Source organism: Coprococcus sp. TM115-187 (genome assembly GCF_027679115.1).
Taxonomy (GTDB): Bacteria; Bacillota; Clostridia; order Lachnospirales; family Lachnospiraceae; genus Allocoprococcus; species Allocoprococcus comes.
On sequence record NZ_JAQEKS010000017.1, the window covers coordinates 35,654 to 59,956 of the forward strand.

20 protein-coding genes and 1 other annotated feature are annotated in these 24,303 nt (G+C 42.9%); of the genes, 19 read left to right on the forward strand and 1 reads right to left on the reverse strand.

Features of this window, described 5'->3' with window-relative positions; all coding sequences use genetic code 11:
* The first annotated feature begins 16 nt into the window (after window positions 1-16).
* The 4 genes from PGW42_RS11215 (at window position 17) to PGW42_RS11230 (ending at window position 2,703) form a co-directional block, all read left to right on the forward strand.
* Window positions 17-247, forward strand: coding sequence for a hypothetical protein (locus tag PGW42_RS11215; RefSeq protein WP_117556186.1), 231 nt, complete (start codon window positions 17-19; stop codon window positions 245-247).
* A 31-nt stretch (window positions 248-278) separates the two neighbouring features.
* The gene (locus PGW42_RS11220; RefSeq protein WP_270203607.1) at window positions 279-2,303 is read left to right on the forward strand and encodes an ATP-binding protein; all 2,025 of its coding nucleotides are present in this window, start codon (window positions 279-281) and stop codon (window positions 2,301-2,303) included.
* A 65-nt stretch (window positions 2,304-2,368) separates the two neighbouring features.
* On the forward strand, window positions 2,369-2,545 hold the full coding sequence (locus PGW42_RS16145) for a response regulator (protein ID WP_270203608.1): 177 nt from the start codon (window positions 2,369-2,371) through the stop codon (window positions 2,543-2,545).
* A gap of 29 nt (window positions 2,546-2,574) precedes the next feature.
* The gene (locus PGW42_RS11230) at window positions 2,575-2,703 is read left to right on the forward strand and encodes a hypothetical protein (RefSeq protein ID WP_270203609.1); all 129 of its coding nucleotides are present in this window, start codon (window positions 2,575-2,577) and stop codon (window positions 2,701-2,703) included.
* Window positions 2,704-2,850: 147 nt separating this feature from the next.
* Here PGW42_RS11230 and aroC read toward each other — a convergent pair whose 3' ends face one another.
* A complete protein-coding gene (aroC, locus tag PGW42_RS11235) occupies window positions 2,851-3,969 on the reverse strand; it encodes a chorismate synthase (protein ID WP_270203610.1) in 1,119 nt (372 codons plus the stop codon).
* A gap of 306 nt (window positions 3,970-4,275) precedes the next feature.
* Between aroC and PGW42_RS11240 the strand changes: the two genes are divergently transcribed.
* From PGW42_RS11240 to PGW42_RS11310, 15 genes are all read left to right on the forward strand, one after another.
* Complete coding sequence (locus PGW42_RS11240; RefSeq protein WP_270235143.1) at window positions 4,276-6,165, forward strand: L,D-transpeptidase family protein; 1,890 nt, start codon at window positions 4,276-4,278, stop codon at window positions 6,163-6,165.
* A gap of 22 nt (window positions 6,166-6,187) precedes the next feature.
* The gene (tgt, locus tag PGW42_RS11245) at window positions 6,188-7,321 is read left to right on the forward strand and encodes a tRNA guanosine(34) transglycosylase Tgt (protein WP_117834022.1); all 1,134 of its coding nucleotides are present in this window, start codon (window positions 6,188-6,190) and stop codon (window positions 7,319-7,321) included.
* Between the two features lie 86 nt (window positions 7,322-7,407).
* Window positions 7,408-7,686, forward strand: coding sequence for a preprotein translocase subunit YajC (gene yajC, locus PGW42_RS11250; RefSeq protein WP_008374927.1), 279 nt, complete (start codon window positions 7,408-7,410; stop codon window positions 7,684-7,686).
* Window positions 7,687-7,816: 130 nt separating this feature from the next.
* Window positions 7,817-9,361: a 4-alpha-glucanotransferase gene (malQ, locus tag PGW42_RS11255; protein ID WP_270203612.1), complete on the forward strand. Its 1,545-nt coding sequence runs from the start codon at window positions 7,817-7,819 to the stop codon at window positions 9,359-9,361.
* A gap of 1 nt (window position 9,362) precedes the next feature.
* On the forward strand, window positions 9,363-10,409 hold the full coding sequence (locus tag PGW42_RS11260) for a LacI family DNA-binding transcriptional regulator (RefSeq protein ID WP_270203613.1): 1,047 nt from the start codon (window positions 9,363-9,365) through the stop codon (window positions 10,407-10,409).
* The gene (locus tag PGW42_RS11265; RefSeq protein ID WP_270203614.1) at window positions 10,394-12,652 is read left to right on the forward strand and encodes a glycogen/starch/alpha-glucan phosphorylase; all 2,259 of its coding nucleotides are present in this window, start codon (window positions 10,394-10,396) and stop codon (window positions 12,650-12,652) included. Before PGW42_RS11260 ends, PGW42_RS11265 begins: the two co-directional genes overlap by 16 nt.
* A gap of 232 nt (window positions 12,653-12,884) precedes the next feature.
* Complete coding sequence (locus PGW42_RS11270) at window positions 12,885-14,201, forward strand: Na+/H+ antiporter NhaC family protein (protein ID WP_270203615.1); 1,317 nt, start codon at window positions 12,885-12,887, stop codon at window positions 14,199-14,201.
* 141 nt (window positions 14,202-14,342) lie between these two features.
* On the forward strand, window positions 14,343-15,428 hold the full coding sequence (leuB, locus tag PGW42_RS11275; protein ID WP_117556168.1) for a 3-isopropylmalate dehydrogenase: 1,086 nt from the start codon (window positions 14,343-14,345) through the stop codon (window positions 15,426-15,428).
* A gap of 102 nt (window positions 15,429-15,530) precedes the next feature.
* Entirely contained in the window at window positions 15,531-17,201 is a 1,671-nt protein-coding gene (ilvD, locus tag PGW42_RS11280) for a dihydroxy-acid dehydratase (protein WP_008374941.1), read from the forward strand.
* Between the two features lie 28 nt (window positions 17,202-17,229).
* Window positions 17,230-18,921, forward strand: coding sequence for a biosynthetic-type acetolactate synthase large subunit (ilvB, locus tag PGW42_RS11285; RefSeq protein WP_117823123.1), 1,692 nt, complete (start codon window positions 17,230-17,232; stop codon window positions 18,919-18,921).
* 48 nt (window positions 18,922-18,969) lie between these two features.
* Complete coding sequence (gene serC, locus PGW42_RS11290) at window positions 18,970-20,052, forward strand: 3-phosphoserine/phosphohydroxythreonine transaminase (RefSeq protein WP_270203616.1); 1,083 nt, start codon at window positions 18,970-18,972, stop codon at window positions 20,050-20,052.
* Window position 20,053: 1 nt separating this feature from the next.
* Window positions 20,054-21,214: a phosphoglycerate dehydrogenase gene (locus PGW42_RS11295; protein ID WP_270203617.1), complete on the forward strand. Its 1,161-nt coding sequence runs from the start codon at window positions 20,054-20,056 to the stop codon at window positions 21,212-21,214.
* A 490-nt stretch (window positions 21,215-21,704) separates the two neighbouring features.
* Window positions 21,705-22,574, forward strand: coding sequence for a shikimate dehydrogenase (locus PGW42_RS11300; protein WP_270203619.1), 870 nt, complete (start codon window positions 21,705-21,707; stop codon window positions 22,572-22,574).
* A gap of 78 nt (window positions 22,575-22,652) precedes the next feature.
* Window positions 22,653-22,923 (forward strand) — a binding site (T-box leader).
* Between the two features lie 102 nt (window positions 22,924-23,025).
* Window positions 23,026-24,039, forward strand: a complete 1,014-nt coding sequence (gene aroF / locus PGW42_RS11305; RefSeq protein WP_008374949.1) for a 3-deoxy-7-phosphoheptulonate synthase — start codon at window positions 23,026-23,028, stop codon at window positions 24,037-24,039.
* Window positions 24,040-24,153: 114 nt separating this feature from the next.
* Window positions 24,154-24,303 (forward strand): MerR family transcriptional regulator (locus PGW42_RS11310; protein ID WP_270235144.1); only part of this gene is annotated, 150 nt, incomplete at its 3' end.

A 24,303-nucleotide genomic window follows, 5' to 3' on the forward strand; every position in this document is an offset into this window, starting at 1 on the left:
AAATGGGAGATTCGTAATGAAAAAGAAAAAATGGAACAGAGTTTTGGCTGTACTCTTAATGATGGTGATGAGCATATCGCTTCTGTCAGGCTGTGGCAGCAAAAATGCGGAAAAAGAAGATGCAGAAACCAATGAACTGAACAGTGGCATGAATTCCATTGATTACAATGCAATTTCAGGTCAGTTAACTATAATTATGGTCGCCTTTAAAGAAGGATGGATACATCGGGATCATTGGATATTTTGACAGTTAAGTTTTTTTAAAGAGAGGGTAGCGTATGGATGATTTTAAAAAACTCACAGAACAACTTTTGAAAATATATATTAATGCCGGATCAGTAAATAATCTTGGTATAGAAAATTATTTTGATGAAAATATCAGTCTGATTGGAACTGGGAAACATGAGTTATTCACGAATCTGCATGAGTTTTTAGAATCATTCAAATTTGATGTAAAACGAAGAGGAAAAATCAGACTCGAAGTAAGAAATTTACATCAGGAAGAAGAAAGACTTGATGATGACCATGTTCTTGCACATGGAACAGTAGATTTTACTGGTCTGTTTAAAGATGGTTCAATCTGTTTTAAAATGGAGACAAGATTTACGATTATCTATAAGTGGACGAATGAAAAATGGCTGGTTCAGCATCTGCATCATTCAACACCGGATCTGGAACAGATGGACGGTGAAGAGTTCCCTCTCGCATTGGGGAAGCAGGTCAAAAAAACCCGGCAGGCCCTTCATGCATTAGGTACTGCTTATTATCATATCTCAAGGCTGAACTTAAAAACAAAGAAGATAGAACTTGTCAAAAGATCTCGAGAAATGGATATGGGTATTAAAGAGAATACTTCAGATTGGGATCCTCAGTTCAAGATTATCGAAGATATTATAGCAGAACCATTTGTGCAGAAGTATATGGAATTTTTTGACATACAAACCATGGCGGCACGTCTTCATAATAAAGAATCTATGTCTTCCGAATTCAAAAAGAAGGATGGATCATGGTTTCTTTCCATGGTTGTTCCTCAGAGTTATGATAAAAATGGAAATGTGACATCCGTGTTGTTTGCAAATAGAGATGTGACAGATGAAAAATTGAGGGAATTAAAACAAGAGGAAGAATTGCGGGAAGCTAAATTAAAAGCGGAATGTGCAAACAAAGCAAAATCATCATTTCTGTTAAATATGTCTCATGATATCAGAACTCCTATGAATGCAATCATTGGTTATGCAGAACTGGCATCCAGACATTTGCAGGAAACAGATAAGCTTGGCAGATATCTTGAAGAAATCCAAATATGCGGAAAAGAACTTTTGTCGATGCTTGGTAATGTTTTAGATCTTGCAAGAATTGAGAATAATAAGGTTGAGATGGAATACACTGTTTCAAATGTCCATGAGTGCTTTGAAAATTGTGTCATTATGTTCCAACAACAGGCAGAAAGTAAAAATCAGACGATCTCTTTGACAGAACAAATCATGTATCCGTATGTGTATATGGATGAACCTCACCTGTCAGAAGTCTGTCTTAATATAATAAGCAATGCAATAAAGTATACAAATACAGGAGGTTGGATATCCTGTAATGTTGTACAGAAATCCTGTGAAAAAGAAGACTGGTGCAATATGATCATTAGTATTACCGATAATGGAATAGGTATGTCTGAAGAATTCCAAAAGCGTGTTTTTGAAACTTTTGAAAGAGAACGTAACACTACATCCAGTCATATTGAGGGCAGCGGCATCGGAATGGGCATTACCAAAAAGCTTGTAGAGCTCATGGATGGCACAATAGAAGTGAAAAGTAAGCAGGGTAAAGGTTCCACATTTACAGTAACTATTCCTTGCAGAAAAGCGTCAGAAGACGATTCTCTGGTGAAAAAAAACAGTAATTTGCGCAATAAGAATTGTTTGAACGGTGTTCGGATCTTACTGGTCGAAGATAATGAGATCAACACTGAAATCGCAACGGAATTATTGACGGAAGAAGGATGTATTGTTGAGACTGCCAATGATGGTGTTGCATGTATTGACATGATTGAAAAGGCTGATGCTGATTATTACAAGATGATCCTTATGGATATCCAGATGCCGGTTATGAATGGATATGATGCTACATTAGCTATCCGAAAGATGAAGGATACGAAAAAAGCCAGGATCCCTATTATTGCGATGACTGCCAATGCTTTCGCAGAAGATGCACAAAAGGGTCTTTCTGTTGGAATGAATGCTCATGTTGCAAAGCCTGTTGATATGAATATTCTTGTCCCAACCATGCTGAAATTTTTGGGTTTGTGACGTGTAATAATCTGGTGATTTAAGGAGAAAAGAACAATGTACAAAAGTAGAAAAAAATCAGACGCTTGCCGGATAAGGATAAAGCATGCATACCTATCATTGCAATGACAGCAAATGCATTTGAAGAAGATAAGCGAGATGTTCTTGCAGTTGGTATGAATGGTCATATCGCAAAACCCATTGAGCTTGACAAACTGCTGTCGATGTTAGCGGAAGTAATAAGGCAACAAGAAAATTGCTGATTTCATGTTATACTGAATGGAGTGTCATTTTGGAAAATATGGAAAAGCAGGGAGAGATGCATTGTGATACAGAAATCGTAATTCTGATAGGAACGTCAGAGTATATTTTCAAGATGTTATTGGAGAATGGAATCGGTTATAAAAAGCCACCTGACTGAGGTGGCTTTTTGTGTGTCAGAAATTATTTCAAAGCCCAGAAAGTTATTATAAAAAATAAGGAGGAACTCTATGGAACAGAAGTCTGACGGTACAATAGCAGATAAAACATACAAAATATACATGAAGTTTTATCTTGGAAATAGATATCAAAATAAGGCCACCACATCAGTGCCGTAGAAGCTTTTGAGTTTGTCCATTCGGGCACTCATGTTGGTGAAGAGCAGATCGAGGATCGTGATTGCGGCCATGGATTCTACGACTACGACGGCGCGTGGGACGATGACCGGGTCGTGACGTCCTTTAATGATCATTTCGGTGTTTTCTCCATCTTTGGTGACGGTGGACTGTGGCTGTGAAATGGACGGAGTCGGCTTTACTGCCGCGCGGAAGATGATCTTGCTTCCGTCACTCATACCGCCGAGGACACCGCCTGCATGGTTGGTGTCTTTGGTGATCCTTCCATCTTTTGTATGGAAGGAATCATTGTTGATACTTCCTTTTGTATCTGCAGCTTTAAAGCCGTCACCGATCTCAAAGCCTTTGACTGCTCCGATGGACAGCATTGCTTTGGCAAGATTGGCGTCCAGTTTTTCAAATACGGTATCACCGATTCCTACCGGCATACCGGTAACAACACATTCAATGATGCCTCCTGAAGAATCCTGATTTTTAATACATTCTTCCAGATAGGCAGATGCTTTTTGGGCATATGCGTTGCTTGGCATATAAATCGGGTTCTGGAAAACCTCTTCCGGATGGTATTCATTTTCCGGAACAGATACCGGACCGATTGCTTTCGTATAAGCATGTACTTCAATGCCAAGTTCTTTCAAAATCTTAGCAGCAACTGCACCTGCTGCAACTCTGGCAGTAGTTTCTCTTCCGGAAGAGCGTCCCCCTCCTCTGTAATCACGGAAACCATACTTTTCATCAAATGTATAATCTGCGTGTCCCGGCCTGTATGTGTTCATAATATTTCCGTAATCACGGGAACGCTGATCCTGGTTCTGTACGAGAATTGAAATCGGAGTTCCGGTCGTCCGGCCTTCAAATACGCCGGACCAGATCTGTGCCATATCACTTTCCTTACGTCCGGTTGTAAACTGGCTTTGTCCGGGTTTTCTTCTATCCAGATAAACCTGGATATCCTCCTCTGAAAGAGAAAGCCCTGCCGGACACCCGTCAATCACAACACCGATCCCCTTTCCGTGCGATTCCCCCCATGTAGAAATCTGAAACAATCTTCCATAAATAGATCCTGCCATACTATATACCATCCTTTCTGTAAGCTTTTATTTATAAAGAATTAATTTGTGAATCAGTCAAAACGAAAAAACGAACAATAAAACAGAAGAGCCCTTGCGCGATGGGATTTGAAACATTTCGTTTATTCTATTTGTCATCACAACGCAAATCATTCATTTCCCCAAAATCACCTCATTATTATAATAGAAGATTCCCATCCCAACAAGTGATAAAAATATGAAAGTTAAAGTTATGTATTGTATTTACACGCTCCTTCGTATTATAATGACTACATATTGAGTGAAAAAAGGAAGTCAATAGTATAAATGAGTGAAAAGAGTATGAATGAAAAAAACGAAAGAAATCTTGACAGCACAGTAGATGAAATCATGGAAGAGATCAGAGAGCAGACTGTAAGTGAGGTGAAGGACATCAATGAAAAAGAACAGAAAAGCGAAGAAAGACCGCGGAAAAAGAAAGTCACTAAAACAAAACGTCCTTCAGGCCATCACGTATCTGGCGATGGTGTGGATCATAAAGCAGCCTCAGACAAAGATCGACCGGTTAAGAAAAAGGCTCCGCGCCGGAAAAAGAAAGTAGTTCGTGAAGAGACCGGGCTTCTGGATCTGGAAGGAGCAGAAGAATGGCGGGATGAAGAAGAGACAGCAGTACCACCGGTTATTAAAAGTGCAGATATTTTAAGCAGTGGAGATGCAGAAGCATTCAATCCGGATGAGGAAGAAATTTTTGATGATTCTTTCTTTGATGAAGAAGAGGAAAAGCCGCATAGAAGAACTAAACGGGAGAAAAAGCAAGGCTCAGAAAAGTCCGGTAAAGTGGTTAAAATTGTAGTTGGTGCTGTGGTTGGAGTGGCAGCGGTTGTTTACCTTGGATTTTCCGTATATTTCATGAATCATTTTTATTTTAATACGAAGATCAACGATGTGAACTTCTCCGGAAAATCAGTTTCGGCAGTAGAGTCATATATGAAGAGTCAGGTAGATGGATATGTTCTCACGATGAAGGAATCAGACGGAACAGAAGAGAAGATTGCCGGAACAGATATTTCTCTTGCGTACAAAGCAGGAGATGAACTGCAGAAGCTCGTAAAAGAGCAGAATGCATTTCTGTGGCCAGTCTGCCTTGGAAAGACACAGACAATTACGGCATCAGTCGGTGTTACATATGACGAAAACCAGCTGGATACCCTGATTAACGGTCTCGAGTGTATGCAGGCAGATCAGCAGGTTGAACCGGTAAATGCACATCCGGAGTATGACGGCAATTCGTATGTAGTCAAAGCTGGGGAGACCGGAAGTAAGATTGATACCGAGAATTTCAAAAAGGTAGTGAAAGAATCAATCGAAGGTTTCAAAAGCGAGATTGACATGACTGCTGAAGACTGCTATGTAGAACCAAAATACACAATCGAGTCAGAAGAAGTGAAGAAAGCATGTGACGATATGAATAAGTATCTGAAGGCAAGTATCACTTATAACTTTGGCTCGAATACAGAAGTTGTAGATAAAGATCTGATTTCCCAGTGGGTAACGGTAGATGATAACATGGCAGTTACCTTTAACAGTGATGCAGTCGTGAAATATGTACAACAGCTGGAGAGTAAGTATGACACTTACCAGACAAAGAGAACATTTACAACCGGAGGCGGCAACAGTGCAACGGTTGAAGGTGGAGACTATGGATGGATCATTGATGAAGCTGCCGAGATTGCAGCCCTTGAAGCGAATATCCGCAATGGAGAGACTGTGACGAGAGAGGCAAATTATTCACAGACTGCAGCAAGTCATGACGGAGCAGACTGGGGGAATACTTATGTTGAAGTCGATCTGACAAACCAGTATCTGTATCTTTTTGTAAATGGTGCAATTGTGACACAGGGACCAATTGTTACCGGTAAGCCAAGCAGAGGAGATGCCACACCGCAGGGAGTGTATATTCTGAAATACAAAGAAAAGGATACAACCCTTCGTGGACCAAAGAAGGAAGACGGAAGTTACGAATGGGAATCACCGGTTACTTACTGGATGCCGTTTAACGGTGGAATCGGACTGCACGATGCACCGTGGCAGACGAATTTTGGTGGGGACTGGTACCTGGAACATGGGTCACGCGGATGTGTCAACTTGCAGTATGATGTTGCAGAGACGGTGTTCAACAATGTAGATTCCGGAACACCGGTTGTATGTCATTACTAAATTTATGAGAGAGGTTATTTTTATGTATGAACTGATAAAAAGGGACGGTCGCGCCAAGCGCGGCCGCTTCCATACCGTACACGGAGTGATCGAGACTCCTGTATTTATGAATGTAGGAACAATTGCAGCGATCAAAGGGGCTGTTTCTACTGCAGATCTTGAAGAAATCGGAACACAGGTGGAACTGTCTAATACTTATCATTTGCATGTGCGTCCGGGAGATCAGGTAGTGAAAAAGCTTGGCGGATTGCACAAATTTATGGCCTGGGACAAGCCGATCCTTACTGATTCCGGTGGATTCCAGGTGTTTTCTCTTGCCGGACTCAGAAAGATTAAGGAAGAGGGTGTATACTTCAATTCCCATATTGACGGAAGAAAGATTTTTATGGGACCGGAAGAGAGTATGCAGATTCAGTCGAATCTGGCGTCTACGATCGCGATGGCATTTGATGAATGTCCGTCCAGTGTAGCGGAAAGGAAATATATGCAGGCATCGGTAGAGCGTACAACGAGATGGCTTGCAAGATGTAAAGAAGAGATGGCAAGACTCAATTCTCTTGATGATACGATCAACAAACATCAGATGCTTTTCGGAATCAATCAGGGGGGTGTCTATGAAGATATCCGTATTGAGCATGCACAGCAGATTGCAGAGATGGATCTGGATGGATACGCAGTCGGCGGACTCGCAGTTGGTGAGACACATGAAGAGATGTACCGGATCCTGGATGCAGTAGTTCCTTGTCTTCCGGTTGCCAAACCGACTTATCTGATGGGAGTCGGAACGCCGGCGAATATTCTGGAAGCGGTAGACAGAGGTGTGGATTTCTTTGACTGCGTATATCCAAGCCGTAACGGAAGACATGGTCATGTTTATACAAAGCATGGTAAGCTGAATCTGTTCAATGCAAAATTCGAACTGGATGAACGCCCGATCGAAGAAGGCTGTCAGTGCCCGGCCTGCCGCCGTTATTCAAGAGCTTATATCCGGCATCTGCTGAAAGCAAAAGAGATGCTTGGAATGCGGCTTTGCGTTCTCCACAATTTATATTATTATAATCATCTTATGGAAGATATCAGAGGAGCGATCGAAGAGGGAAGATATGCTCAGTTTAAGAAAGAGACACTGGCAAAAATGGAAGAAAAAGAAGATTAGGATAAAAAAATTCTAAAATGTCTTGATGAATGTCCTATTATTGTGTATGATGGTAACAGTGTCTATTTTAGCAGGAGGAAAGAAAAATGAATAATCCAATCGTACTTATTTTATTTTACGTTGTAATTATCGGAGGATTCTGGTGGTTACTGATGAGACCACAGAAAAAGGAACAGAAGAGAGTACAGCTTATGTTATCTGAACTGGCTGTAGGAGATACTGTTCTTACAACAAGCGGTTTTTACGGAGTTGTTATTGATATTACAGATGAAGACGTAATCGTTGAATTCGGAAGCAACAAGAACTGCCGTATCCCGATGCAGAAGTCTGCGATCATGCAGGTTGAAAAGCCGGAGAACAACTAAATCAATTTTTTTAAAAAAGTTGAAAAAAAGCATTGCATTTTATGTGCAATGCTTTTATAATACAATTATTGGAAACGTTACCGATACCGATACCGAAACCGTTACCGTAGAAAGATGTGAGGTGCATATTATGAGAACAAGCGGTGTATTACTGCCGGTGGCAAGTCTGCCATCAAAATATGGAATAGGTGCTTTTTCGAAAGAAGCATACGAGTTTGTAGATACACTTGAGAAGGCAGGTCAGAGCTACTGGCAGATCCTTCCGTTAGGTCCGACAGGGTATGGAGATTCGCCGTATCAGTCTTTCTCAACTTTTGCAGGAAATCCGTATTTTATAGACCTGGAAAAGCTGATAAAAAAGGGCTGGATTACAAAAGATGAATGTAAGGCATATGACTTTGGTGATAATGCGGGATATGTGGATTATGAAAAGATTTATAACTGCAGGTATGAGATCTTAAGAAAAGCATATGAAAGAAGCCAGATCGCAGATGATGCAGATTTTCAGAAGTTCTGTAAGGCGAATAAAGAATGGCTGGATGATTATGCGCTTTATACGGAGATCAAAGCTGCGAATGGTGGGAAAAGCTGGAGCGAATGGGAAGATGAATATCGTCTGAGAGATGAGCTTGCGCTGGAAAAATTCGCCAAAGAGAATCAGGAAGGGATCCTGTTCCAGAAGTTTATGCAGTATGAATTCGCAACACAGTGGAGTGCACTGAAAGCATATGCGAATGAAAAAGGGATTGAGATCATTGGTGATATCCCGATTTATGTAGCATTTGACAGCGCAGACAGCTGGTCGCATCCGGAACTGTTCCAGTTTGATGAGAACGGACTTCCGACTGGTGTTGCAGGGTGTCCGCCAGATGCATTTAGTGCAACCGGACAGCTTTGGGGCAATCCGCTTTATAAGTGGGAATATCATAAGGAGACCGGATATGCATGGTGGATGAAGAGAATCCGTCATTGTGTAGAACTTTATGACGTGATCCGAATTGATCATTTCCGTGGATTCGATGAATATTATTCCATTCCATACGGAGATCTGACAGCGGAATTCGGACATTGGGAAAAAGGACCGGGAATGGATATTTTCCGGACGGTAAAAGAGTCTCTGGGTGATGTGAAAATTATTGCAGAGGATCTTGGATTCCTGACAGACAGTGTGATCCGGATGGTGGAAGAGTCCGGATATCCGGGAATGAAAGTTCTGGAGTTTGCATTTGATTCCAGAGAGCCTAGCAATTATCTGCCGCACAATTATGATAAGAACTGCGTAGTATACACAGGAACCCATGACAATGAAACACTGGCAGGATGGTACAGAGAATTAAAAAAAGAAGATAAGAAGTTTGCGCTTCGCTATATGGGAAGAAAGAAACTCAGTATCAATGAAGCAGTATGGGAAATCATCCGTCTTGCGCAGTCGAGCGTGGCGGATACCTGTATCATTCCGATTCAGGATTATCTCTGCCTCGGTAATGAAGCGAGGATCAATCATCCGTCAACTCTTGGCGGCAACTGGATCTGGAGACTTCATAAGGATGAGATTTCAAAAAAACTCGTGAAGAAGATCCGCAGGATGACAGAACTTTATTGCAGAATCCCGGAGAAGACCGAAATGACCCTTAAGGCTGAAGATGCAGAGGACTTAGGAGAAGAAAAGAAATAAAATGGGAATGACGATTAAAGATATTGCGAGGAAGTGCGGGGTCGGAGTCAGCACCGTGTCCCGTGCGCTGAACAATCATCCGGATATCAATCCTGAAACCAAAAAGATGATTTTAAAGACGGTTGAAGAATCAAATTTTGTGCCAAATAACAGTGCAAGGAATCTGAAACGGACCGATTCGAAATCCATTGCGATTCTGGTAAAGGAGATTGATAATCCATTTTTCGCAACGATGATGCGGGTAATGGAAAAAAAGATCCGTAAACAGAAATATTCCTTTTTTATCCAGCATATGGGAAAGGATCAGGATGAGGTCGATACCGCACTGGAGCTGATCAAAGAAAAAAAGCTCAGAGGGATTATTTTCCTGGGTGGGGATTTCAGGAAGAACAAAGAGCGGATTGCAAAGATAAAGGTTCCGTTTGTTGTTAGTACGTCAGCATTTGATAAACTGCCGGAGAAATGTATCGCATCCTATGTATCGATCGACGACCGCGCGGAAAGCCGTAAGATTGTAGATCATCTGTGTGAGACCGGACACAAAAAGATTGCAATCCTTGCCTCGGATAAGAAAGATGAGAACATCGGAAAACTCAGACTGGAAGGTTACAGGGAAGCACTAAAAGCACATGGTCTGGAAGTCGATGAGGAAAGAATCTGTTATCTGGATGAAGAAGATACCACATATTCGATGGAAAACGGATATCGGATGATGAAAAAACTGCTGAAAAAAGAAACAGAATTTACCGCAGTATTTGCAATTTCCGATCTGATGGTGATTGGTGCATGCAAGGCGCTTCTGGAAGAAGGAAAAAGGATTCCGGAGGATGTGGCGGTTGCGGGATTTGACGGACTTGACTATACCGGATTTTATCAGCCGGCGATCACTACGATGGCGCAGCCGGTCGAAGAGATCGCGAGACAGTCCGTCGGGATCCTGTTTGACATGATAGAAACAAAGAAAAGCAAGGAAGGGAAATATCTTCCGGCAACACTGAAAGAAAGAGAATCAACTACAGGAGGTAGAAGAAAATGGAAGCAAGACTGACAGAGATTTTACAGGAAAAATTCCAGACAGGACTTGAACAGGCAACGAATGAACAGGTATATTATGCGCTGCTCACACTGACAAAGGAACGGATCAAAGAAGGACCGAAGAATGAAGGAAAGAGAAAACTCTATTATATTTCCGCAGAGTTTCTGATCGGAAAGCTTTTATCCAACAACTTGATCAACCTTGGAATTTATGATGAGACAGCAGAGGTGCTGGAAAAGCACGGGAAAAAACTTGCAGAGATCGAAGAAGTTGAACCGGAACCGTCTCTTGGAAATGGTGGACTTGGACGATTGGCAGCCTGCTTCCTGGATTCCATTGCAACACTCGGACTTCCGGGAGACGGAATCGGGCTGAACTATCATATGGGTCTGTTCAAACAGGTATTTACCGACCACAAACAGGATGAACAGAAGAATCCGTGGATTGAAAAAGACAGCTGGCTCAATGATACCGGTATTTCATTTGAAGTCCCGTTCAAGGATTTCAGTCTTCGTTCCCATCTGTATGATATTGATGTAACCGGATACGAAGGCGGAAGCAACAAACTTCATCTTTTTGATGTAGAGACGGTAAATGATGCAATCGTTGGAAACGGAATCAATTTTGATAAGAACGATATCCGTGAAAACCTGACGTTGTTCCTCTATCCGGATGACAGCGACAAGGCAGGAAATCTGCTCCGTATTTATCAGCAATATTTTATGGTCTCCAATGCAGCACAGTACATCATCCGCGAGTGTGAAGAAAAGGGATATGATCTCAGAAAGCTTCATGAGCATGTGGCGATCCAGATCAATGATACACATCCTTCTATGGTTATTCCGGAGCTGATCCGTCTTCTTGTTCAGAAACAGATCGACTTCAATGAGGCGATTGAGATCGTACAGAAGACCTGCGCATATACCAATCACACCATCCTCGCAGAAGCACTGGAAAAATGGCCGGTTGATTATCTGGAGCAGGTTGCACCACAGATCGTTCCGATCATCCGTGATCTGGATGCAAGAATTAAGGGAAGATATAAAGATCCGAGAGTCCATATTATCGATGACCAGAATCGTGTACACATGGCTCATATGGACATCCATTATGGATACAGTGTCAACGGAGTTGCTTATCTTCATACAGAGATCCTGAAAAATGAAGAGCTGAAACCGTTCTACGACATTTACCCACAGAAATTCAACAACAAGACTAATGGTATTACGTTCAGAAGATGGCTGCTGCACTGCAACCATGAACTGACTGCATGGCTGGATGAGAAGATCGGACCGGATTACCGAAAAGATGCAACAAAGCTTGAAAAACTGCTTGATTATGTAAATGATGAGGAAACCTTAAAGAGTCTTCTTGTGGTAAAACAGAAAAAGAAAGAGGATCTGGCAGCTTACTTAAAAGAAACCCAGGGACTGGAAATCAATCCAAATTCAATTTTTGATATTCAGGTAAAACGTCTGCATGAATACAAGCGTCAGCAGATGAATGCGTTATATGTGATCTATAAATATCTGGAGATCAAGAGCGGAAAGAAACCGGAGACTCCGATCACGGTAATCTTTGGAGCCAAGGCTGCACCGGCTTATATTATTGCAAAGGATATCATTCATCTGATCCTCTGCCTGCAGGAGCTGATTGATAACGATCCGGAAGTTGCACCGTATCTGAAAGTGGTTATGGTAGAAAACTACAACGTGACACTGGCAGAAAAGCTGATCCCGTCCTGTGATATTTCTGAACAGATTTCTCTTGCATCCAAAGAAGCAAGTGGAACAGGTAACATGAAATTCATGCTGAACGGGGCTGTGACAATGGGAACAGAAGATGGAGCCAACGTAGAAATCCATCAGTTTGTAGGGGATGAAAATATCTACATCTTCGGAGAATCCAGTGAACAGGTTATCGAGCATTACCGCAAGATGGATTATAATGCAGTTGATTACTATATCAATGATGAAGAGATCCGCAGACTGGTAGACTTTATCATCAGCCCGGAACTTCTCCGTATCGGAGATAAATACCTGCTTCTTGAACTGCATGCAGAACTGATTCGTAAAGACTGGTTCATGACACTTCTTGATGTGAAAGATTATATCCAGAAGAAAGAACAGGCTTACGCAGATTATGAAGACCGCATGGCATGGGCAAAGAAGATGGTTGTGAATATCGCAAAAGCAGGATATTTCTCATCTGACAGAACCATTGCTGAATACAACAGAGATATCTGGCATCTGTAAAATGTATATGTAAAAAACAGAAGTCTGTCCTGAAAAAACAGAGACAGACTTCTGTTTTTTGTGCAAAAGTGTATTTTTATACGGTTTCTGCGGGAACTTCCTGTATTTCCCTTATTGCGGGAAAAGAGAAGGATATGCTATGATAAGGAGAAGTATTGCTGTCTGTTTTCCGGATATGGAAAAGTTTTTGGGAAGATCCGGGAAGCAATAGAAGCAGATGAGAGGTGAATATATGGAAAAAAGAAGAAAAAGTGCAGCACTCTTGCCGGTCGGTGTATTTCTGATATTTTATCTGGGACTGGGTATTTTATTTGAATACATAATGAAAATTCCAATGGGGTTTTATAATGTACCGATCGTAGTGGCGTTTCTGGCGGCACTCCTGGTCGCGTGTCTGCAGAACAGAAAGGTTGGCTTTGATGAGAAGCTGGAGATCATGGGACGGGGAATTGGAGATAAGAATATTATCACAATGCTGCTGATTTTCCTGACGGCGGGAACTTTTGTGGGAGTGGTTGGAAGAAGCAGTGCAGAGAGTGTGGCGTATTTTATGCTATCGATCATCCCGGCACGGTTTGCGGTTGCCGTTCTGTTTGTGGTTGCATGTTTTGTTTCAACAGCAATGGGAACTTCGGTTGGGACGATCACCCTTCTGACTCCGATTGCGGTGGCAGTTTCGCAGACGTCCGGTTTTTCCCTGGCACTTTGCGTGGCATCGATGATGGGAGGCTCCATGTTCGGGGACAATCTTTCTTTCATATCAGATACAACAATTGCTGCCTGCAACGGGCAGGGATGTGAGATGAAAGATAAATTCCGGGAAAATTTCTGGATTGCACTTCCGGCGGCGATCGTATCGTTGATTCTGATCCTGATCAGCTCTTTCCGGGCAGAGATCGGAACGGCAGTTACGCACGAATACAATCTGACGCAGATCATTCCGTATGTGCTGGTGCTGGTCGGCGGGATCGCAGGGTTCAACGTCTTTCTGGTACTTTTGACGGGAATTGTGTCCGGTGCGGTGATCATGCTTGCAATGGGGCAGGTAACACCGTATGAAATGCTTGCTGCCATGGGATCAGGTGTATCCGGGATGTTTGAAACCTGTATGGTGGCGGTGCTGGTTGCTGCAATGTGTGCGCTGATCCGGGAAAATGGTGGCTTTGATGTATTGCTGGATGTGATCCACCGTGTCTTTAAGGGATCGAAAAGTGGTCAGCTGGGTGTTGGTATTTTAGTAGCGCTCCTGGATGTGGCAACAGCGAACAATACCGTAGCAATTGTGATGGCTAATCCAATTGCAAAGGAAATGGCAGACGATTATCAGATCACACCGAGAAAGACGGCATCCCTTCTGGATACTTTTTCCTGTATTTCACAGGGAGTGATTCCGTATGGCGCGCAGATGCTGGTGGCAATTTCGGCAGTGCATGAGCTTGGCGGTGAGATTTCTGCATTTCAGATCATTCCGAAGCTTTTTTATCCGGGAATGCTGTTTGTCAGTTCGCTGATCTTCATTTTTGTGATTCCACAGAAAACGGAAAAATAAAACAGAGTTCGCTCTGATTTTTATACTTTTACAGATTAAAGGGTTGAAACCTGACAAAAAATACGGTATTATAGTGTTTAACAGATTTTTGGAACGAAAAATGGTACCAAAATCACAGATACATAGAAGGGAATGACAAAGATGAGCCTGAAAATCGGAGTAATTAAAGGTGACGGAATCGGTCCGGAGATTGTAACGGAAGCGATGAAAGTTCTTGATAAAGCTGGAGAGGTATACGGATTTGACTGTTCTTATGAACAGCTGCTTCTTGGGGGAGCATCCATTGATGTACATGGAGTCCCGCTTACAGATGAGACGGTAGCAAAAGCAAAAGCATGTGATGCCGTACTGATGGGATCCATTGGAGGAGATGCGAAGACTTCCCCGTGGTATAAGCTGGAACCATCAAAGAGACCGGAGGCCGGTCTTTTGAAGATCAGAAAAGAACTGAACCTGTTCGCAAATCTGCGTCCGGCGGTTTTATATAATGAACTGAAGGGCGCATGCCCTCTGAAAGAAGAGATTACAGAAGGCGGATTTGATCTGATGATCATGCGTGAACTGACAGGCGGTCTTTATTTTGGAGAGAGAAAGACAGAAGAAGTGAATGGTGTGATGACTGCATTCGATTCACTTACTTATAATGAGGATGAAATCCGCCGGATTGCGATCCGTGCGTTTGACATTGCAATGAAGAGAAGAAAGAAAGTGACAAGCGTCGATAAGGCGAATGTACTGGATTCTTCAAGACTCTGGAGAAAAGTAGTAGAAGAAGTTGCGAAAGATTACCCGGAAGTTACACTGGAGCATATGCTGGTTGACAACTGTGCAATGCAGCTTGTAAGAGATCCGAAGCAGTTTGATGTCATTCTTACAGAAAATATGTTCGGAGACATCCTTTCTGATGAAGCAAGTATGGTAACCGGATCGATCGGAATGCTGGCAAGTGCAAGCCTGAATGAGACCAAGTTCGGACTGTATGAACCAAGTGGCGGCTCGGCACCGGATATAGCAGGACAGGGAATTGCAAACCCGATAGCAACAATTCTTTCAGCAGCAATGATGCTTCGTTTCAGCCTGGATCAGGATAAAGCAGCAGATGCGATTGAAGCAGCCGTTTCCCAGGTATTAAAAGATGGATACAGAACCGGAGATATTATGTCAGATGGATGTACAAAGGTTGGAACAGCCCGGATGGGAGATCTGATCTGCGAAAGAATTCGATAGTCAAGGATTGGGAAGATACAGTTCCGTACTGCTATGGGGAAAGAGAAGCAGTACGGAACTGTAATAGAATAGAGACAAAGTTTACAGGAGGATTATAAAATCATGAGAAGTGATAATGTAAAAACAGGTATGCAGCAGGCGCCGCACAGATCATTGTTCAATGCGCTTGGTCTTACAAAAGAAGAACTGGAGAGACCGCTTGTCGGAATCGTATGTTCTTATAACGAGATCGTTCCGGGACATATGAACCTGGATAAGATTGCAAATGCAGTAAAGATGGGAGTTGCGATGGCAGGCGGAACACCGATCATGTTCCCGGCGATCGCAGTCTGTGACGGTATTGCAATGGGACACATCGGTATGAAGTATTCTCTGGTAACAAGAGATCTGATCGCAGATTCGACAGAAGCAATGGCAATGGCGCATCAGTTTGACGCCCTTGTTATGATCCCGAACTGTGATAAGAACGTACCTGGGCTTTTGATGGCAGCAGCCCGTATCAATGTACCTACAGTGTTCGTCAGTGGCGGACCAATGCTTGCGGGACATGTGAAAGGACAGAAGAGAAGTCTTTCCAGCATGTTCGAGGCAGTTGGATCTTACGCAGCAGGAACAATGGACGAATGTGATGTATGTGAATTTGAAAATAAAGTATGTCCTACCTGTGGATCCTGCTCTGGAATGTATACAGCTAACAGTATGAACTGTCTGACGGAAGTACTTGGTATGGGACTTCAGGGGAATGGAACAATTCCGGCTGTATATTCAGAAAGAATCCGTCTTGCAAAACATGCAGGTATGCAGGTAATGGAAATGTACAGAAGAAATATCCGTCCGAGAGACATTATGACAAAAGAAGCCATCTTAAATGCTCTGACTGTTGATATGGCACTTGGATGCTCAACCAACAGTATGCTTCACCTTCCGGCAATCGCACATGAGATCGGTATGGATTTTGAAATTGATTTTGCAAACGGAATCAGCGAAAAGACTCCGAACCTCTGTCACCTTGCACCGGCAGGTCCTACATATATGGAAGACTTGAATGAAGCAGGCGGTGTATATGCAGTTATGAACGAGCTGAATAAGAAAGGCCTTCTGTACACAGACTGCATGACAGTAACCGGAAAGACAGTTGGAGAAAATATCGCAGGATGCGAAAATAAAAATCCGGAAGTAATCCGTCCGATCGACAATCCATACAGCCAGACTGGTGGACTTGCAGTCCTCAAAGGTAATATCGCACCGGATGGCAGTGTTGTAAAACGTTCTGCAGTTGTACCGGAAATGCTGGTACATGAAGGACCTGCAAGAGTATTTGAATGTGAAGATGATGCGATCAAGGCAATTAAAGGCGGAGATATCCATCCGGGAGATGTTGTAGTTATCCGTTACGTCGGACCAAAGGGTGGTCCTGGTATGCCGGAGATGCTGAATCCGACTTCTGCAATCGCAGGTATGGGACTGGGTTCATCGGTAGCACTTATTACAGACGGTCGTTTCAGCGGTGCATCCCGTGGAGCTTCTATCGGACACGTATCACCGGAAGCAGCAGTCGGCGGACCGGTAGCACTGATCGAGGAAGGCGATATCATCGAGATCGATATCCCGAACCTGAAATTAAATGCAAGAATTTCAGATGAAGAACTTGCAAGAAGAAAAGAAAAATGGCAGCCAAGAGAACCGGAAGTTACAACAGGATATCTTGCAAGATATGCAGCAATGGTAACTTCAGGAAACCGTGGAGCAGTTCTGGAAGTTCCACACAAATAAAATAAAATCTGGACAAGGGGAATGTACAATGCAGTTAAATGGTGCAGAAATACTGATAGAGTGTTTAAAAGAGCAGGGCGTGGATACCGTATTCGGATATCCGGGCGGCGCAATTTTAAATGTATATGATGAATTATATAAGCATAGTAATGAAATCAGACATATCCTTACATCGCATGAGCAGGGAGCTTCTCATGCGGCAGACGGATATGCGCGTGCCACTGGTAAGGTTGGGGTGTGTTTTGCAACCAGTGGACCTGGAGCAACAAATCTCGTAACAGGAATCGCGACCGCATTTATGGATTCTATTCCGATTGTTGCGATCACCTGTAATGTAGGGGTACCGCTTCTTGGAAAAGACAGTTTCCAGGAAATTGACATTACCGGTATTACGATGCCGATCACAAAGTATAATTTTATTGTGAAGAATGTCAATGATCTTGCAAGGACAATCCGCAAGGCGTTTGAGATCGCACAGTCCGGAAGACCGGGACCGGTGCTGATCGATATCCCGAAAGATGTGACAGGCAATAAAGCAGAGTATGAGCCTGTCAAAATCCAGCCAATCGTAAAATACAAAAAAGAAATCTGTATGGAAGATATTGACAAGGCAGTAGAGATGATCGAAGAAGCAAAGCGTCCGTTCGTATTCGTCGGAGGTGGAGCTATATTATCTGATGCAAGTGAAGAACTCCGTGCATTCGTAGACAAGGTACAGTGTCCGGTATGTGATTCCCTGATGGGAAAAGGTGCATTTCCGGGAACTGATGAACTTTATACAGGAATGCTTGGTATGCATGGTACCAAGACATCGAACTTTGGAGTCAGTGAATGTGATCTTCTGATCGTAGTCGGTGCAAGATTCTCCGACCGTGTCACAGGTAATCCAAATAAATTTGCAAGTAATGCAAAGATTCTCCAGTTTGATATTGATGTGGCAGAGATGAACAAGAATGTCATCATCGATGAAGGTGTGGTTGGAGATATCAAGGAAGTGCTTGCGGCAGTTAATGAAAAACTGCCACAGCAGGAACACACCGAATGGATTAAAAAGATCCAGGAATATAAAGCGAAATACCCGCTTACCTATCATCTGGAAAGTCTGACTGGTCCGTATGTGATCGAAGAGATTTACAAACAGACAGAAGGTGATGCGATCATCGTCACAGAGGTTGGACAGCATCAGATGTGGGCAGCGCAGTATTATAAATTCACAAAACCGAGAACACTGCTTACGTCAGGTGGCCTTGGAACCATGGGATACGGTCTTGGAGCCGCAATCGGAGCCAAGATGGGCAGACCGGAGAAGACGGTAGTCAATATCGCCGGAGACGGATGTTTCCGTATGAATATGAATGAAGTTGCAACAGCGGCGCGTTATAACATTCCGATCATCCAGGTTGTAGTGAACAACCATGTGCTTGGTATGGTAAGACAGTGGCAGAATCTGTTTTACGGGCAGCGCTATTCAGCAACTGTTCTGAATGATGCAGTAGATTTTGTGAAACTTGCAGAAGCGATGGGGGCGAAAGCGGTAAGAGCTACGACCAGAGAAGAATTCGCAGATGCATTTAAGTTTGCTTTAAATGCAGGCGGTCCGGTGGTGATTGACTGCCAGATTGACAGCGATGACAAGGTATGGCCGATGGTTGCTCCGGGTGCTCCGATCAGTGAAGTTTTTGACGAGAAGGATCTGCAGGAAAAACAGCAGACAAACTAGAAAAACATATGCAGCGACAGATACGTAGAGCAGGAATGGAGGAGTAATATGAAACGAGTTTACAATTTTTCAGCAGGACCGGCAGTACTGCCGGAAGAAGTTTTACGAGAAGCAGCAAATGAGATGCTGGATTACAAAGGATGTGGAATGTCCGTTATGGAGATGAGTCATCGCTCGAAAGCTTTTGCTGAAATCATTGAAACCGCTGAACAGGATCTTCGTGATTTGATGGAAATCCCGGATAATTACAAAGTACTGTTCCTTCAGGGTGGCGCAAGCCAGCAGTTTGCAATGATTCCAATGAATCTGATGAAGAACAAAGTAGCGGATTATATTGTTACCGGGCAGTGGGCCAAAAAGGCAGCTGCTGAAGCATCCAAATATGGGAAGGTGAATAAGATCGCATCGTCCGAGGATAAAACCTTTTCGTACATTCCTGACTGTTCGGATCTGCCGGTTGATGAAGATGCAGATTATGTATATATTTGCGAAAATAATACAATTTACGGAACCAAATTCAAGGAACTTCCGAACACGAAAGGCAAGACACTGGTAGCGGATGTATCATCCTGTTTCCTGTCCGAGCCTGTAGATGTGACAAAATATGGTCTCATCTATGGTGGAGTCCAGAAGAATGTCGGACCAGCGGGTGTTGTTATCGCGATCATCCGCGAAGATCTGATTACGGAGGATGTACTTCCGGGAACACCGACCATGCTTACATACAAGACACATGCAGACGCAGGTTCTCTTTACAATACACCGCCGGCATATGGAATTTATATCTGCGGTAAGGTATTTAAATGGCTGAAAAAGATGGGCGGACTGGAAGTTATGAAAGAACGCAACGAAAAGAAAGCCAAACTGCTCTATGACTACCTGGATCAGAGCAAACTGTTCAAAGGTACGGTAGAAAAGAAAGACCGTTCTCTTATGAATGTACCATTTGTGACAGGCAGTGACGAGCTGGATGCCAAATTTGTAAAAGAGGCAAAAGAAGCAGGTCTTGAGAATCTGAAAGGACACCGTACTGTTGGGGGTATGCGTGCAAGTATTTATAACGCAATGCCATACGAAGGTGTGGAAGCCCTGGTTGCATTTATGAAGAAGTTTGAGGAGGAGAATCTGTAATATGTATAAATATTTTTGCTTAAATCCGATTTCTCCTGTTGGACTAGAGAAATTCAGTGATGACTATGTACCTGCCGGTGAGATGGCAGGAGCAGATGCGGTACTTGTAAGAAGTGCCGGAATGCATGAACTGGAATTTGATAAAGATTTAAAAGCGATTGCCCGTGCCGGAGCCGGTGTAAATAATATTCCACTGGACAAATGTGCGGAGCAGGGAATCGTTGTATTTAATACACCAGGGGCAAATGCCAATGGTGTAAAAGAGCTGGTGATCGCCGGTATGCTGCTTGCATCCAGAGATATCCTTGGAGGTATCAACTGGGTACAGGAGAACGAAGAGGATGGCAATATTGCCAAAGATGCAGAAAAAGCGAAAAAAGCATTTGCAGGCTGTGAGATCCAGGGAAAGAAGCTTGGCGTGATCGGCCTTGGTGCAATCGGTGTCCTGGTTGCCAATGCGGCTACACATCTCGGGATGGAAGTGTATGGTTATGATCCATATGTTTCTGTAGATTCCGCATGGAGACTTTCAAGAAGCATTCATCACACTAAGAATGTAGATGAGATCTACAAGGAGTGTGATTATATCACAATCCATGTACCGGCACTGGAAGATACCAAGGGTATGATCAATAAGAATGCCATCAGTCTGATGAAAGAGGGCGTTGTGATCCTGAACTTTGCAAGAGATGTACTGGTAAACAGCGAAGACATTGTGGATGCACTTGTTGGAGGAAAAATCGGACGCTATGTAACTGACTTCCCGACACCGGAGATCGCAGGAGTAAAGCATGCGATTGTCATTCCGCATCTGGGAGCGTCAACTGCTGAATCAGAAGATAATTGTGCAAAGATGGCAGTAGAAGAGCTGAAAGATTTCCTGGAAAATGGAAATATCCGTAATTCTGTCAATTTCCCGGCATGCGATATGGGGGTAAGGGATAAAACAAGAATTACGATTCTGCACAGAAATATTCCGAACATGATCGGTCAGTTTACTGCGCTTCTGGCAAAGGATAATGTCAATATCGATGATATGACGAATAAGAGCCGTGGCAGCTATGCATATACGATGATCGATGTGGATAATGATGTGACAGAAGACGTGGTAAAAGGTCTGGAAATGATCGAGGGCGTTCTGAAAGTCAGAGTAATTGCATAAAAAGTGACAGAGGGTGCGTTTGAAAAAGCGCATCCTCTTTTGATGCAAGGGAAGGAATCCAGGTAAACGGTCATTTTTTCAAACTGATCAGTTTTTATGATAATGAATGTGGATATACCAGTCAGATCTTCCGCCTGATTTCGCATATGTACCAGGTGGATCAAAACAGATTGTAAATGAAAAAGTAAAACGTATATCAGCAGTAACAGTCAGAAGCCATAAAAGAAAGAGTATCACGTGAACAAAAAGCCTCCGGCAAGATGCGCACTGAACCATGCAATGTATATGACGTAAGCGACCGCCCAAGGCGCTAGAATATGCGAAGCATATTCTGTGTCCTCTGGTACTCAAATTTTTCAAAATGCTTTTTCAAAGGCAGGAAAATATCGTCTTTTTTATAACGATGCTTGCGTATTTTGAAAAATATGGTATGATAGAGGACAAAAGTAGCACTTTACAGTGTGAAAATGTAACGCAGGAGGAAAAGATAATGGCATACGAGATTACAGGACATACAGTCCTTACCGGATTACTGGGGAGTCCGGTAGCACACAGCATTTCCCCAATGATGCATAACGAGGCATTTCGCCAGCTGGAGCTGGATTACGCATATTTGGCATTTGATGTTGGAACAGATAACTTAAAGACAGCGGTAGATGGCCTGAAAGTCATGGGAGTCAGAGGATTCAACCTGACTATGCCTGACAAGAATCTGATGTGTTCACTGGTTGACAAACTTTCACCGGCATCTGAGATCGGTGGGGCGGTCAACACTGTTGTGAATGATAACGGTGTCCTGACAGGCTATACGACAGACGGAATTGGATTCATGCGTGCAGTCAGTGAGACAGGCGTTGATATCATTGGCAAGAAGATGACACTTCTTGGAGCGGGTGGAGCAGCAGCAGCGATTCTGATCCAGGCAGCACTTGACAAAGTGGCAGAGATTTCGGTATTCAACATCCGTGATGAATTCTTCACACGCGCGGAGAAGACAATCGAGAAACTTCATGAGAAGACAGACTGTAAGATCAACCTCTATGACTTCTCTGATCCGGAAGTCCTCAAAAAGGAGATCGCAGAAAGTGCCATTCTGGTAAACGGAACGTCTATCGGTATGGCACCGAAGACAGACAGATGTATCATCACAGATGACAGTGTGTTCAGAAAAGATCTGTTTGTATTTGATGTAATCTACAATCCGGAAGAGACGTTATTTCTGAAGAAAGCAAAAGCAGCAGGATGCCAGACACTGAATGGTCTGAATATGCTGTTATATCAGGGTGCTGCATCATTTGAACTCTGGACAGGAAAAGAAATGCCGGTTGGTATTATCAAAGAAAAATATTTCTCGCGTTAATTTGCTAAAAATGATTGACAAAGCCTATTGATTCGTGTAACATAGGCTATAGATTTTAAAAATTACATATTCTACTATCAAAATACAATGAAAAGAAGTAGTAAATATAATAAGACGTCACAGAGAGTCCTTTATCGGTGGAAGAAGGATACCGAAGATTATATTGAATTCCTCTTGGAGTAGGATACTGAATGCATTCTCTTGAAGAATTGTTAATAGGTATTTCCGGTAGCAGCCGTTATCTGCAAGGGTATAACCGTTATGAACGACGTACCTGACGAGGCAGTTGTCGTGAGACAATTGTAAAATGAGGTGGAACCACGAAGTATATAATACTCTCGTCCTCTGTTTTTACAGAAGACGGGGGTTTTTTGTTTCATAGGAAATTCCGAAGGAACTTCTAAAAGACATATTCGATGATTAGTAGAGAGAAGAGAAAGGGAAAAAGATTATGATTATCGTATTAAAACCAAGAACAAGTGATGAAAACGTAAAACGAGTTGAGAATATGGTCCGTGCAAAGGGACTGGAAGTACATACTGTAAAAGGTGAGGATCTTACAATTATCGGCTGTATCGGCGATACGGTCCGTGTGGATCCAAAGCTTTTCGAAGTAGACTCTTCTGTTGAGAAAGTTATGCATGTACAGGAACCTTATAAACTTGTAAACCGTGCATTCCATCCGGACGATACCATCGTAGATGTATCTGGTGTCAAAGTTGGCGGCGGACATCTGGCACTGATCGCCGGACCTTGTTCTGTGGAGTCAGAAGAGCAGGTGATCGAGATCGCAAAGGCTGTTAAGGCATCCGGTGCAAATATGCTCCGTGGTGGTGCATTCAAGCCGAGAACAAGCCCATATTCATTCCAGGGACTGGGTCTTGAAGGTCTGGAAATCTTATGTGCAGCAAGAGAAGAGACAGGGCTTCCGATCGTAACAGAGCTGATGTCACCGGAATATCTGGAAATCTTCGATGAAAAGGTAGACCTGATCCAGATCGGTGCACGTAACATGCAGAACTATGACCTGTTAAAACAGCTCGGACAGACAAAGAGACCGATCCTTTTGAAGAGAGGACTTAATGCAACTTACGAAGAATGGATGATGTCAGCAGAATACATTATGGCATCCGGAAATCCAAATGTTATCCTCTGCGAAAGAGGAATCCGTACCTTCGAGACTTATACCAGAAATACACTGGATCTTCAGTCTATTCCGGTAGTAAGAAAACTCAGCCATCTTCCGGTAGTTGTAGACCCGAGCCACGCAGGAGGAAAATGGTGGCTGGTTGATCCGATGGCAAAAGCATCAGTTGCGGCAGGAGCGGACGGGCTGATCATCGAAGTACATAACAGTCCGGAAACGGCACTTTGTGACGGAGCACAGTCGCTGAAACCGGAAAAATATGATACACTGTTAAAAGAGATTACCGGAATCGCAAAAGCAGTCGGTAAAGAAATGTAAAAAACAGCAGCCTGGGAGGTCATTAACAGTTAAATATAAATTATAAAATCATATAAGTAGATATTGAGTTTTATAAGATATTAGACTAGAATATTATTGAAAGGAGTTGATACTTTGAGTAAATATTATTCTATACACGAATTTTCAAAAATTATAGGCGTATCTGCTCAGACATTACGAAATTGGGATGCAAATGGAAAACTTCATCCGCATCATACTACAGTAAGTGGCTATAGATATTATTCTGATGAGCAACTCAACCAG